Origin of the sequence: Rickettsiella grylli (assembly GCF_000168295.1) — a bacterium.
Taxonomy (GTDB): Bacteria; Pseudomonadota; Gammaproteobacteria; order Diplorickettsiales; family Diplorickettsiaceae; genus Aquirickettsiella; species Aquirickettsiella grylli.
Genome location: NZ_AAQJ02000001.1, coordinates 152,730 through 167,706, shown reverse-complemented (window position 1 = coordinate 167,706; position 14,977 = coordinate 152,730). Strand labels below are relative to the sequence as shown.

At 39.3% G+C, this 14,977-nt stretch carries 11 protein-coding genes; 4 read left to right on the top strand and 7 right to left on the bottom strand.

Features of this window, described 5'->3' with window-relative positions:
• Positions 1-41 precede the first annotated feature (41 nt).
• The 4 genes from gloB to pssA all read left to right on the top strand — a co-directional run bounded on the left by gloB (position 42) and on the right by pssA (position 4,987).
• Complete coding sequence (gene gloB, locus RICGR_RS00805; RefSeq protein WP_006035715.1) at positions 42-815, top strand: hydroxyacylglutathione hydrolase; 774 nt, start codon at positions 42-44, stop codon at positions 813-815.
• A 196-nt stretch (positions 816-1,011) separates the two neighbouring features.
• Entirely contained in the window at positions 1,012-1,377 is a 366-nt protein-coding gene (locus RICGR_RS00800) for a dihydroneopterin aldolase (RefSeq protein ID WP_006035215.1), read from the top strand.
• 176 nt (positions 1,378-1,553) lie between these two features.
• Complete coding sequence (gene mutS, locus RICGR_RS00795; RefSeq protein WP_006035962.1) at positions 1,554-4,148, top strand: DNA mismatch repair protein MutS; 2,595 nt, start codon at positions 1,554-1,556, stop codon at positions 4,146-4,148.
• Positions 4,145-4,987: a CDP-diacylglycerol--serine O-phosphatidyltransferase gene (gene pssA / locus RICGR_RS00790; protein WP_006035427.1), complete on the top strand. Its 843-nt coding sequence runs from the start codon at positions 4,145-4,147 to the stop codon at positions 4,985-4,987. Before mutS ends, pssA begins: the two co-directional genes overlap by 4 nt.
• Before the next feature lie 71 nt (positions 4,988-5,058).
• Here pssA and RICGR_RS00785 read toward each other — a convergent pair whose 3' ends face one another.
• From RICGR_RS00785 to ileS, 7 genes are all read right to left on the bottom strand, one after another.
• Complete coding sequence (locus RICGR_RS00785) at positions 5,059-6,450, bottom strand: L-serine ammonia-lyase (RefSeq protein WP_006034844.1); 1,392 nt, start codon at positions 6,448-6,450, stop codon at positions 5,059-5,061.
• Between the two features lie 73 nt (positions 6,451-6,523).
• A complete protein-coding gene (locus RICGR_RS00780) occupies positions 6,524-8,578 on the bottom strand; it encodes a primosomal protein N' (protein WP_006035651.1) in 2,055 nt (684 codons plus the stop codon).
• Between the two features lie 74 nt (positions 8,579-8,652).
• A complete protein-coding gene (waaC, locus tag RICGR_RS00775; protein ID WP_006035050.1) occupies positions 8,653-9,630 on the bottom strand; it encodes a lipopolysaccharide heptosyltransferase I in 978 nt (325 codons plus the stop codon).
• Positions 9,631-9,663: 33 nt separating this feature from the next.
• Positions 9,664-10,119, bottom strand: coding sequence for a lytic transglycosylase domain-containing protein (locus RICGR_RS00770; protein WP_240992170.1), 456 nt, complete (start codon positions 10,117-10,119; stop codon positions 9,664-9,666).
• Positions 10,094-11,551 carry an amino acid permease gene (locus tag RICGR_RS00765; protein WP_006035194.1) on the bottom strand — a complete coding sequence of 486 codons (1,458 nt, stop codon included), beginning with the start codon at positions 11,549-11,551 and terminating at the stop codon, positions 10,094-10,096. Before RICGR_RS00765 ends, RICGR_RS00770 begins: the two co-directional genes overlap by 26 nt.
• Positions 11,551-12,072: a signal peptidase II gene (gene lspA, locus RICGR_RS00760; RefSeq protein ID WP_006035327.1), complete on the bottom strand. Its 522-nt coding sequence runs from the start codon at positions 12,070-12,072 to the stop codon at positions 11,551-11,553. The genes RICGR_RS00765 and lspA overlap by 1 nt, the downstream gene beginning before the upstream one ends.
• A complete protein-coding gene (gene ileS / locus RICGR_RS00755; RefSeq protein ID WP_006035621.1) occupies positions 12,065-14,911 on the bottom strand; it encodes an isoleucine--tRNA ligase in 2,847 nt (948 codons plus the stop codon). The genes lspA and ileS overlap by 8 nt, the downstream gene beginning before the upstream one ends.
• Positions 14,912-14,977 lie beyond the last annotated feature (66 nt).

Here is a 14,977-nt window from a genome sequence, read left to right as displayed (position 1 = left end):
CAACACTTTTCAAGGCCATTAATAAAAAGAATGGAGGGTTTATGACAATACAACTATTACCTATTTTAGCGTTTAAAGATAATTATATCTGGTGTCTTATCAATGAAGAAACGAAACATTGCCTCATTGTCGATCCAGGCGAAGCAAAACCGGTTTTGGCTCAATTAAAACAACTCAACCTTACACTGGACGCCTTATTAATTACGCACCATCATTGGGATCATACGAATGGTATTCGTTCTATTTTAAATCATTATCCTGTTCCTGTCTTTGGACCTTCAAAAGAAAAAATAGTCGGTGTTACCCATCCCGTTAATGAAACGGATAAAATCGAACTAACCCATTGGCCATCATTTGAAATCCTGGCTATTCCAGGCCATACATTAGGGCATATTGCCTATTACGGGAATCATCTTTTATTCTGTGGTGATACTTTATTTACCGCCGGATGCGGTCGATTGTTTGAAGGAACGCCCGATCAAATGTTAAACTCACTGGAAAAATTAGCTCAACTTCCCGATGAAACCCAGATTTATTGTGGCCACGAATATACGTTGGCTAATTTAAATTTTGCTCAGACCATAGAGCCTGATAATACGCATATTAAAAAACGTTTAGAAAAAACGAGAGAATTACGTCAAAAAAACCTTCCTTGCGTCCCCAGTTTGCTTGCCGAAGAACGTTTAAGTAATCCTTTTTTACGTTGCAACAATCCAAAAATAAAAAAGTGTATCGAAAAGCGAACGGGGAAAAAACTAATAACACCTGTTGAAATCTTTGCTTACTTACGTCAGTGGAAAAATAATTTTAAATGAGCGTTACCATCCTGTGTTCATACCGCAACGCTATCTCACTCTATCTCTTACAGATAAAGTCACCTCATACGGATAACCACTTCGCTTCGAATTATTCGAATAACAATTATCTAAAGCATTTCCAGAACATCGATCAATCCTTAATAAAAGATTCGATCAATAGCCAAACCCGTGTCAATTTGTTATCTTTTTACGCATGAAATCACAATTAACAATCAAAAAACTTACTTTATCGGTTAAATTAGGCCATTCAGTCGAAGAACGACTATACCCTCAAAAGGTTTCTATACGAATAAAGCTTACGTTTAATGGTTTGCTTGACGCGTGTATGAACGATGATTTAGCGAGTACCCTTTGTTACGCCCGTCTCGCTCGTGCGATGCAACAATTTTGTGATGATCGTTCTTTTAAACTGATTGAAGCCTTCGCATATCAACTTTATCAATTTATTAAAACACAATTATCTGACTTCCTAAACGATAAAATAACTATTTTCTTATGTGTCACGAAGAATCCTCCCTTGTCTCAGTTAAAGCACGCTAGTTTTTCAATTCGTGATTAATACCATAGAAAAAATTTAACGAGAAAGGCTATAATAAATTAGTGTTCGGTTATATGATCGATTATTACCAAAAAATTTTTATCTTTAATTTTTAACGTTTTCAATAATCAAACACTGCACACTTAAAATAATAAAGCGCGTTAACAATAAGCGATAAAGGTTTTGCTGGAGGTCTTATGAAAAATAGCAACGATCTAAACGGTCAGCACACGCCGATGATTCGACAATATTTGCAAATAAAAGCCCAACATAATGATAAATTATTGTTTTATCGTATGGGCGACTTTTATGAATTATTTTATGACGATGCGATTAAAGCGGCTCATTTACTAAATATTACGTTAACCAAACGCGGTCAATCTGCCAATCAAGCAATTCCTATGGCGGGTGTCCCCTTTCATAGTGTAGAAAGTTATTTAGCGAAATTAGTCAAGTTAGGTGAATCTGTCGCTATCTGTGAACAAATCGGGGACCCCCACCACGCTAAAGGCCCTATGAAAAGGGAAGTAACACGCATTATTACACCGGGTACACTCAGTGATGAAGCCTTATTAGAAAAAAATCAACGCTTGTTACTGGCACTCTATAATCAACATGAACACTTTGGAATTTCTTACTTTGACATGGGAAGCGGTCAAATTCATATTTTACAAGTCAATGGCGAAGACGCATTGGCTAGTGAATTAGTCCGTCTTAACCCTGCAGAATTATTAATTAGTGAAGAATTTAAAAAAGAACACTTATTAGCCGCTTATCAAAAAACAATCCGACACCGTCCCGCTTGGGAGTTCGATTACCATACCGCAACCCATTTATTAACCCAGCAATTTAAAACGCGGGACCTCAGCGGTTTTGGCTGCCAGGACTTACACTTGGCGATACAAGCCACCGGTTGTTTATTAAATTATGTCAAAGACACACAACGCACCCAATTACAACATATCCAACCAATTCGCATAGAACGACGCGAAGAAAATGTCCTGTTAGACGCCATTACTCAACGTAATTTAGAATTAACACTTAATTTACAAGGCGAAAAAAGCAATACCTTACTGTCTATTTTAGACAACACCGCAACACCAATGGGAAGTCGTTTATTGCATCGATGGCTGCATCGGCCTTTACGGAAGCGATTAACTATAAAATCGCGGCAAACCGCTATTCATCACTTATTAACGACGGAATCCTTTATCAGTTTACAGGCTTTATTAAAACTTTTAGGTGATCTTGAACGCATTATTTCACGCATTGGATTACGATCGGCCAGACCGCGTGATTTAAGTCAACTTCGGTTGGCTTTGTCTATTCTTCCTGAACTTCATAATAAATTGAGCACTTGTTTTAATGTGCCTACATTTAAAAAAAATTCAGCATTACTTGTCTCATTACATCAAGAAATAAAAACCTTTCCTCAATTATTTCGCTTATTACAAGAAGCGCTTGTTGAAGACCCTCCAGCAATGACGCGTGAAGGTGGAATGATTGCGAAAGGGTATCATTGTGAACTTGATGAGCTCAAAAATTTAAGTGCACATACCGGACAATTTTTAATTGATTTAGAAAAAAAAGAACGTGCGCTTTCCGGGATTAGCACACTTAAAATTGGCTTCAATCGCGTTTCAGGATACTACATCGAAATAAGCCGTGGACAATCCAAACTGGCTCCCTCTCACTATATCCGTCGACAAACATTGACCAACGTTGAACGTTTTATTACTCCTGAGCTCAAAGAATTTGAAGATAAAATTCTAAGCGCTCATTCTAAAGCGCTCCATTTAGAAAAAACACTTTATGATGAACTACTCGATAAAATAAGCTTTTATCTGGCTGATTTACAAAAAACCACGAATGCGCTCGCCGAACTAGATATATTAGTTTGCTTTGCAGAACGGGCTGCAACACTCCATTTGATCTGCCCTTCATTAACTAAAAAACCAGGTATTTATATCGAAGAGGGACGACATTTGGTGATCGAACACGCCTTAGATATTCCTTTTATCGCCAATAGCTGTCATTTAACGCCTAAACAACGTTTATTAATTATTACAGGGCCCAACATGGGCGGAAAATCGACTTATATGCGTCAAACGGCTTTAATTTGTTTATTAGCCATGATCGGTTGTTTTGTGCCTGCAAAAAGCGCTACGATAGGCCCAATTGATCGAATTTTTACTCGAATTGGAGCCGCAGATGATCTTGCGAGTGGCCGCTCAACCTTTATGGTCGAAATGACAGAAACAGCGTCCATTTTACATAATGCAACGGAAGAAAGCTTAGTCATTATGGATGAAATTGGGCGCGGTACCAGTACTTTTGATGGTCTTGCCTTAGCGTTTTCTTGTGCTGAATATCTCGCTCAGCATATTAAAGCTTACACTTTATTTGCAACGCACTATTTTGAATTAACTCGATTAACGGAAGAAAATACATTTATAACGAACTGTCATGTTAATGCGAGAGAGCATAACGATACTATTATTTTTTTATATACCATCGAAAAGGGGCCTGCCAATCAAAGCTATGGATTACACGTCGCTCAGTTAGCTGGTGTTCCCAAGCCCGTTATTCAACGGGCCAAACAAAAATTAACAGAACTTGAACAAAATACAATCGTCACGAATAAGCCATGTCCAAGCACCACTTCACCGAAGGTGTCTATCAATCCTGATATTATAAAGCTTCTTGAACAAGTCGATCCGGATCAATTAGCACCCAAAGAGGCGCTTGAAATCATTTATCGATTAAAATCCTTACAAGGAATTCCTGTATGAACAACCCCAATGAGAAAAACCCTTTTATTCAAACGTTTATTGAAGAAGAATTAACGGTTTCTGAAACGAAACCCAACCATTTAGGCGATCAGGATGAGAAAGAACGATTAGCCTATCGTCGCCGTGGAATTTACTTGTTGCCGAATTTATTTACCATCGCCGGTTTATTTGCAGGATTTTACGCGATCATCACTGCCATGGAAGGTTATTTTAATGATGCGGCCATCGCTATTTTTGTTGCGATGATTATGGATTTTTTTGATGGTCGCGTTGCTCGATTGACGCATACGCAAAGTGCATTTGGTGCCGAATTAGATAGTTTATCGGACATGGTTTCTTTTGGCATTGCACCCGCGCTTGTTATTTATAGTTGGTCTTTAGAAGGGTTAGGTAAATTAGGTTGGTTAGCTGCATTCGTCTTTGCCGCCTCTGGCGCACTGCGTTTAGCCCGTTTTAATACACAAGTATTACTGAGTGATAAACGTTATTTTAAAGGATTACCTATTCCTGCAGCAGCCGGTGTTTTAGCCAGTATGGTCTGGTTATGTGTTGATTCAGAAATTTTAGGTGATACGATGAGTCTGATAACCGCCGTAATAGCAGTCATTATTGCAGCGCTCATGGTCAGTAATATCCGTTATTATTCCTTTAAAGAAATTGATCTGAAAGGACGCGTTCCTTTTGTGGCTATCCTATTGGTTGTCGTGGCTTTTGTGAGTATTTCACTTGATCCTCCTAAAATATTATTTTTGGTCTTTTTCTGTTATGCGCTATCAGGCCCTCTTCTCAGTTTGTATCACCTCTATAAAAAACGCGCTTTACGAAAAAAAAATCACTAGAAGGCTTGACGATTTCTTTTACCACCAAGAAAATCGTTTACAATAAATGGAAAAAATGTTGAAGATTTTAATTAACACTCGGGTATATTAACCGCAAGGGACTTTGCTAAACCACCTAAAGCGGTTTCCTTATAAAGTGACATCATATCTTTTCCGGTGGCAAACATGGTTTCAATGATTTTATCTAAAGATACTTTTTTATTCTTCCCATTTTCCATTAACGCTAAATGAGCCAATTTAATCGCTTTTTCTGCACCGACGCCATTACGTTCAATGCAAGGAATTTGAACCAACCCTGCAACCGGATCACACGTTAACCCCAAATGATGTTCCATCGCCATTTCAGCGGCATTTTCAATTTGTGCTAATGTACCTCCTAAAACAGCGGTTAGCGCGCCTGCAGCCATTGAACACGCAACACCAACCTCTCCCTGACAACCGACCTCTGCGCCCGATATGGAAGCGTTTATTTTATAAAGTAATGCGATAGCGCCCGCTACGAGTAAAAAATCAATAATGGATTGTTGACTCACGTTGTCATAGAAACGACGATAATAGGTTAAAACAGCAGGAACAATACCCGCGGCGCCATTCGTGGGAGCCGTGACAATGCGACCACCTGCTGCATTTTCTTCATTAACAGCCATCGCATAAATGGTGGGCCATAATAAGGCGTTTGGAATCATCTTTTGTGTTGGAAGCGCTTTATTATGCATTTTATTATAAAGATCGGACGCTCGACGTTTCACATGAAGCGCTCCGGGTAATGTTCCTTTCGTCTGGCAGCCTTTATCAACACACGTTTGCATGATATCTGCAATGTTCAGTAAATCAGCAGATACATCTCTATGGGGGGATAAATGCTGTTCATTGGCAAACATAAGTTTAGGAATCGTTAAGTGATTCTGCTCACAGAGGCTAAATAGCTCCATTGCATTAGAAAAAGAATAAGGTATTGAAATAACGTTATCTGATTGAGAACCCAATGTATGTTCCGTCACAATAAAGCCGCCTCCAATAGAATAATAAACTTGACAGCTTACAACACACTCTTTTGTATTGAACGCAGTAAAACGCATACCATTGGTATGTAACGGCAATTGTTCTTTTTGTTGAAACAATAAATCGGTTTTTTCTGAAAATGAAATATCTTTTTTTCCTGCCAATTTAATTTTACATCGTTTAATAATGCGTTGAGCACGTGGGACAACTTCATTGGGATTGACATTATCTGGAAGCCATCCCTCTAGTCCATTTAAAATGGCATTATCCGTGCCATGACCACGACCGGTGAGTGCCAATGAGCCAAACAATTCAACCTGTATACGGCTTGTTTGATTCAATAAATCACGATTGAACGTTAACTTTTCAATAAACGCGTAGGCGGCTTTCATAGGGCCATTGGTATGTGAGCTCGATGGGCCTATACCAATGGAAAACAGATCAAATAGACTAATAGCCATACATACCAATTATTTTTTAATTCATTGTTTGGGATATTTTAACGTTTTATTTAACACAAAAGAAGCATTGCACTCAAAAAAGCTCAATAGGATCGACATCCAATGACCAACGAACACGACGACTACTGTTTAGCAGACTAACCGGTTTAATGATTTGTGCTAATACGCGTTGTAAAACATAACGGCTTTTTGCTTGTAATAGTAATTGACTACGAAAATAACCCGCACAACGAGGCCGCAATGAAGGAACTGGACCCAGTACATTAACCTCCTTTTTAATACATTCAGCTTGGATTTTTACTTCATTTAAAAAATTAAATGGATAGGCTGCATTGAAAGCCTCGGCATGAATGAGGGCTAAATAGCTATAGGGTGGTAATAATGATCGTTGCCTTTCTTGTAATAAAATTTCACTAAAACTAAAATAACCTTGTTCTATCAAATGATTAAATAACGGGTGTTCCGGGTGATGGGTTTGGATTAATACCTCCCCGCATTTATCTGCACGCCCTGACCGGCCGGCAACTTGCGTTAATAATTGGCCTGTGCGCTCGAGCGCTCGAAAATCTGCACTAAATAAACCACTGTCTGCCTCTAAAATACCGACCAACGTGACATTAGGAAAATGATGTCCTTTTGCTAACATTTGAGTTCCAATCAAAATTTGGCCTTTATTGTCATGAATCGTTTTCAATAGTTCATTGAAGCTTCCTTTCCGTTGAGTGTTATCTCTATCCACACGAACGATGCCTATATGAGGAAAATATTTTTGTAATGTTTGCTCTAAACGCTGCGTCCCTTGACCCAAGGGAAGTAATTGTTGTCCTTGGCACCCCAAACAATACCTATCTAAAGGACGTCGATAGCCACAATAATGACAGAGTAAATGAGCGGGGTTTTTATGAAAGCTCATTTTTTGCTCACATCGTTGACAATCTGCGGTCCAGCCACAATCTTGACACCGAATAACCGGCGAAAACCCACGCCGATTTAAAAATAAAAGCACTTGCGATTGTTTTTGCAAATGCTTTTTCATGGTTTGTAATAACGAAGAGGAAAAACCGTGATCCATTTTTTCATGACGTAAATCAATAAAACGAAAAGAAGGTTGCCGTGCCATCCCTGCTCGCTGAGGTAAATGTATTATTTGATACCTTTTTTGATGCGCATTAAAAATGCTCTCTAAAGAAGCGGTTGCTGAGCCTAAGATAACTGGAATATTTTCTAAACGTCCTCGTACTAATGCCAAATCTCGCGCGTGATAACGTAATCCTTTTTGTTGTTTAAATGAACTATCGTGTTCTTCATCGACAATAATCACTCCAGGACGTAATAAAGGCGTAAATAATGCGGAACGCGTCCCAATAACGATGGATGCCTTCCCTACTTTAGAAAGTAACCAATTTTCTAAACGTTGCGTGTCGGTTAACTTCGAATGAAATAATATCAAGGGAACTGAAAAACACGTTTGAAAGCGTGCCAACATTTGTGGTGTTAAACCAATTTCTGGAACTAATACTAAGGCTTGCTCGCCTCGATTCAGTACCGCCTCTATAACCTCTAAATAAACTTCAGTTTTTCCACTTCCTGTTACACCATTTAAAAGAAACGTTTTAAATTGACCAAGTGAATGAATAATGGTTGCAACAGCCTGTTGTTGATGATTATTTAAAGGCAGCGCTTTACGGGATTTAGAAGAAATTGACGTGTCAGTGTCTTTATGGGTTTTATTTTCTTTTAAAAATTTTTTAAGTTTTTTGCTCATTTTTTCTGACCGTAAAGCATTCGGTAACGCATTTGCAAAAACTTCCCCGATAGGACAATGGTAATAACGACTTGTCCATTCTATTAATTGTTGTAATGAATCCGGTAAAAGAGGAAAATCATCAAGAATAGTGATTACTTGTTTGAGTTTATTTTTTGGCCAAACGGATGATTCACTGGTTTCCATTAAAAAACCAATTTTTTTCCGTTTCCCAAAAGGAACCAACACCCGTAAACCTTTTTTTAACTTCATCCGTGGAAAATGGCTTGGCGCCAGATATTCAAAATATTGGTGTAGGGGCGCCGGAATAGCAATTTTTAATATATTTTTTGAATTTGAAACGTTGTCTACCGTATTACTCACATGCAATCCCCTGTTGTTGGATACCCCAAAGGCATATCATCTCTCATGGGTAAATGTTAAAAACAAAAACGGCGTTATTGCGTCAAAAAATGCTGTACTGTGTCGATTATTTTTTTTAGAACAATGCTATCCGATCGACTTGTTCTATGAAGGTCCATTTTGATATGGAATTGTTGAGGACCCACGGTTCCTATCCACAACGGATTGGTGGGTCCGTATAACACAATCGAAGGAACCCTTAAGGCTGCTGCCAAATGACTCAAACCGGTATCGACTGCAATGATCATTTTAGCATCTGCTATCACTGCTGCTATTTCATTCAAACTGAGGAAAGGCAAAACGTGTGATAAAACACTTTTCTGTGTCAGCCGTTGAGCGTTTTCTTTTTCGACTGCATTACCCCAGGGAATAAAAACATTCATCCCCCATTGAGTCACTTCTTTTATTAGTAAACACCATGAATGATAAGACCATTGTTTCGTCAAACAGCTTGTATTGGGTATCAATAAAATATAATCTTTGGGTAATTCGAGTTTAGATTGACACCATTTTTCTTTATCAATGCCGTAATGAGGGGGTGTTGATGGTAAAGGATAGTTTAAGGCTTGGGAAAATAACTGTCGTAACCGTGTCATGGCATGTTGCTGCCAAGGCACAGAAAAAGTTTGCTGATAAGCAAGGCAGGCTAAATTTTCCCGGACTGAGTGTTTATCCATGCCGAGGCGATAACCGCGACTTAACCGTGTTGTAATAGCGCTTTTGATTAACCCTTGGGCATCTAAAACAAAATCGTACGATCGTTCGCGTAATTGTTTACAAAAACGTTTTAGTTCTCCTGTTTGAATCGCTGAAGGAAGTTTTTTTCGCCATCGTCTTAGACCAATAGGAATAACCTGTTGGACTTGCCTATGCCATTTAGGAATTTCAGTAAATGCTTCTTCGACCACCCAATCAAACTGAATATGAGGAAACGCAAGGGTTGCGTCCGTCACGGCAGGTAAGGTATGAATAATATCACCCATTGAAGACATTTTTATCAGTAAAATTCGCATTAGAAAATGAGGTTTCGAGTAAGTTTATAAATTTTAAGTGACTGATGATGGTGAATGAATGGGAGATAAATAATTCACCAATAGATGGTATACCTTAAAAACCTTTAATTGATAAATTTGATTGAGTTGCGGCGTAGACGAATGATAATGACCGACGCCTTCCCATAAATTTGAAGGATACCGAGCCATTGCATGGCCCAGTATCCAAGTGCCCACATTCACATTCACACACGGATCATATTGTAATTGGCGCCGCGTATACCCATACAAACGAATCTTCGGCAACCAAATTGAATTAATTTGCATCGGTCCATAATCGAACGTTCCGTTTTGATTGGGTGAGGCGGTGCCTTTCTTCCCTTTTTCCACAATTAAAACGGAAAGAATTATAGTCGCGGGGACATGATACCTCACTGCTGCCTGATTAATACATTCGATGGGAACCCCTTGAATTTCTAAAGCACTAATCATACGCGTCTTGTTTATCATTGCTGTTCGACATTATGCTCATTTTTTTGGGTAATAAATCCCATCGTCTGCTGATCACAGCGGGCAAGCAAAATAATAAAAGTCCGCTCAACAAAATCAGATCAAATTTTAATAGATTATGAACTTTTATACCATGAGGGGGAAAAAAACCAAGGATGAACGTCAAAAAGCAACCAATTAAACCCACCACCGTCACACTTCCAATACCCCAATGACCTCCTGGAATACGATAGGCGTACTTTCTATCGGTTACTTTAAACCGTAATCGCCAGGCACTTAAAAATAAAAAAATATAAAATAAAACGGCTAACTGTGCTGTCATAACACTTAACAACCAATACACATCATTCACACTTGGGATTAATATAAAAAGGCTCGTCAACAACGAAACGAGAAGTCCTTGAATAAGTAATAAACGAATGGGAACTCCCCATCGATTAAGCTTAAGTAGTCCCTTTAAACTCGCAATTCGACTTTCTAACGTGGCTATCCATAACCCACGTGTAGGGCCTATAGCCCAGGTTGAAATACTGCATAAACTCCCCATAATCATAAACACTATCATAATGGGGATAAAAAATGGCAGGTGATAATTCGTGAAAAAAACGACATAAGCATCCATTAAGCCAGATAATAGACTCTGTTCACTGTTTGGAACAACAATCGCAATGGCTAACGACCCCAGTATTAAGGTTATCAATATTAAACTTGCCGACAAAACCAGTGCACGCGGGAAATCTTTTTGTGGATTGCGGACGTCACCTGCATGTATTGCAGACATCTCAAGGCCCATCAAACCAAAAATAATGGTCGTTAAAAATGCTAAATTATCCACGTTATGGAGGTTAGGGAAAAGTGCATCCGGAGAAAAATGGATTGCGAGCGCATGTGAATTTTTAATCCAAAAGAACGCTAAACCAATGACAAAAAGTATAGGAATCAGCGTACCGACTAAAGCACCGACGCAGCTCAACCCATTCGAAACCGATAAACCCAAACAACTTAATGCAATAACCAACCACCAAATAATTAATATCGCCGTTAAAAGATAAACTCTATTGTGTCCTAATTGGGGATCAATTAAATACGCAAATGTACCCATCACAAAAGACAGAATCGTTGGATACCACACCACGTTATATATCCATTGCAACCAAATCGCAAACCATCCCCATCGCACGCCAAATGCCGTTCGAATCCAGATATAGGCACCTCCTGTACTAGGCCAAGCAGTCGCTAGTTCAGCCGTCACTAACGCCACGGGGATAAAAAAGAATACGGCTGCGAGAATGTAAAAGAAAATTAAGGAATAACCAAATTGGGCCGCAATAGGCAATGAGCGCAAACTATTCACGGCAATGACATTCATCATCGCGAGACTAAACACACCCAAAGGCTTTTTAATACGCTTATCCCCAGTTTCTGCTATCATTATTTTTTATCGTGTTTATAGCTTGAAACAATCCAAAGAACAGCGCCAATAGAAATGGCGGTATCGGCCAAATTAAACGTCGCGAAATGCCAATAACCGAGACAAAAATCAATAAAATCGATGACATAGCCCAAACTCAGCCGATCGTATAAATTACCAATAGCCCCCCCCAATATCAGCGAAACCGCACACGCAACCCCGTTGTTGAGTCCTCCACGATAAAGTAGACGTATAAGATAAATACTCACAATCCCGCTTATCGCTGAAAAAACCCAGCGTTGCCAGCCAGACGCTTGACCCAAAAAACTAAATGCGGCCCCAAAATTATGGGTCAAAATAAAATTCAAACAAGGGAATACCGAGACGATACGGGTTTTATCTAACCACAGTGTCATCCACCATTTACTTAAATAATCCAAAACAATAATGAAAGCACTGAGCCACAGCCATGATAATTGAGATGTTTTTTTTCTTTCTTGCATAATGTCAAATAGATTAGAAAAAAATTGAATGTTAGGCATAAATTCGTCGTTCACCCTGTCCATCAGGAAGGTTCTGTACGCAGCGCAGACAAATTTCAGGATACTCTGGATTTTTTCCCACATCAGAACGTCGATGCCAACACCGCGCGCATTTTATTTTTTTTCCTACAATAGAAATAACCTGTATTCCTAACTTTTCATCATGAATCGTAACGAATACAGACTGCTCGGGTGGCATCGCCGTTACTATTTGTGCACCGGATGTTATCAACACAAATCTAAGCTCGTCGTCTAATGCGGAAAGCATCTTAAAAAGTCGAGAATTTTTTTGGACATACAGTGTCACTTCTGCTTCCAATGAAGAACCTAATTCTCCATTTATCCGTGATTTTTCAATCATTTTATTAACTTCGTTGCGAAGTTGAATCAGTATATTCCAATACGTTTGTCGATCAGAGGGCGCATAAATCGCTTGTAATGGATCCTTTGATAAAGAAAACGACAATGGATACCATTCATTTAAAAACACACTCTTCTCGCGTTTTCCTGGAAGATAGCACCAAATTTCTTCTGCTGTAAAACTAAGAATAGGCGCTAACCACCGCACCATGGCTTCAGCAATGTAAAAAAGCGCCGTTTGCGCAGAGCGGCGTGCAACACTGTTTTTTTGTAATGTATATTGTCGATCTTTGATAATATCTAAATAAAATCCACCTAAATCATTAATGCAAAAATGCTGTACTTTTTGGTAAATGAGATGAAATTGAAACCCTTCATAAGCATTGATAATCTCCTGTTGCAATCGGTTTGCGCGTTCTAGAATCCACATATCTAAAGACAGCAACGTGCTTGGTGGAATACAATCTGTTGAATCAAAATCATGTAAATTGGCTAATAAAAAGCGAATTGTATTTCGAATTCGTCGGTAAGCGTCTACGGTATGTTTTAAAATTTCATCCGAAACAACCATTTCTTTCCGATAATCCGTTGAAGAAATCCACAAACGCAAAATATCAGCACCTAAACGTTGGATCACTTTTTCAGGGGCAATCACATTCCCCAATGATTTAGACATTTTGTGGCCCTTTTCATCGACAGTAAATCCATGCGTCAAAACAGATTTATACGGTGCTTGGCTGTTCATGGCGATTGAAGTTAATAATGAAGATTGAAACCATCCCCGATACTGATCGGATCCCTCTAAACAAAGAGAGGCAGGATAGGCGAGCTGTGAATCTTTCATTAAAACGGCATAATGACTAACACCGGAATCGAACCAAACGTCTAAGCAATCCGTTAATTTTTCATACTCTTTGGCTTCTTTCCCCAATACCGCTTCAATGTCTAATTCGTACCACGCTTCTATACCTATTTCCGATACACGACGGGCAATCTGCTCTAACAAATGAAGACTACGGGGATGGAGATCACGGGTTAAACGATGAACAAATAAAGGAATAGGAACCCCCCAGCTCCGTTGTCTTGAAATACACCAGTCAGGTCGATTGTGAATCATTGTGCGCATCCGGGTTTTTCCCCAGGGCGGAATCCAATGAACGTCCTGAACAGCTGCTAAACTATCTTCTTTTAACCCTTGTTTTTCCATGCTAATAAACCATTGAGGTGTTGCACGAAAAATGAGAGGAGTCTTATGACGCCAACAATGGGGATAACTATGTCTAATACGTTCTTCTTTCAATAAATTATTCGATTCGCTTAACGTTTTGACAACCAACGGATTGACTTTAAATACATGCTCGCCTTCAAAAAGTGCCGTCCCCGGTAAGAAACAGCCTTGACTATCCACTGGATTTATTAATGGCAATCCATACTGTTGGGCCATACGATAGTCCTCTAAACCATGTGCGGGCGCCGTATGTACAGCCCCTGTACCCGCTTCTAAAGTGACATGATCTCCTAAAACAATGGGTATTTGCCGATGATAAAAAGGATGTTGCAAGACCACTTTTTCAAAAACCTTGCCCACAGATACGCCTAAAGGTTTATAATTCGTTCGTTGATAACGTTGCATACACGATGCCAACAAAGATTTTGCGATGAGTAAACGTTCAGATTCTGTTTGTACTAACACATATTCAATTTCTGGATTCAAAGCAACTGCTTCATTCGCAGGTAATGTCCAGGGTGTTGTCGTCCATATCGGAATAACGATAGGCCCGTGGCCTGCTTCAGCATGAATTCGGCTTAAAAAATCCTCTTCATCAATGACTCTAAAACGTACATCGATTGCGGATGAAACTTTATCCGCATATTCAACTTCAGCCTCAGCGAGTGCTGATCGACAATTGACGCACCAATGCACCGGCTTAAAACCTTGTTGTAAATGTCCTCGACTGATAATTTTACCTAATGCGCGAATAATATTGGCCTCAAATCGAAAATCCATCGTCAAGTAAGGGTGCTCCCAATCGCCCAGCACGCCTAGTCGTTTAAATTCCTCACGCTGAATCGTCACTTGTTGAGCCGCATATTCACGACAGGTCTGTCGAAAGGTTTTTGCTGTCAATTGAGCGCCGACTTGACCGATTTTTTTTTCAACATTGAGCTCAATGGGTAACCCATGACAATCCCAGCCTGGAACAAAAGGTGCATCGAAACCACTGAAGGTTTTTGATTTCAAAACAATGTCTTTCAAAATTTTATTAACCGCATGCCCCATATGAATATGCCCATTGGCATAGGGTGGCCCATCATGAAGGATATATTGAGCTTTCCCCCGATTTTTTTTGCGTAATCTTTCATAAAGCGATAGATTACTCCAGCGTTTTAAAATCGTAGGCTCTGCCTGCGGCAAGTTGGCCTTCATTGGAAATTGAGTATGCGGAAGATTTAAGGTTTTTTTATAGTCAATTGTCATATTCACACTGCGGTTAAGCTAAGCTCGCTAAATTGTATTAAAATATAAAACGCTTAGCATAACAGC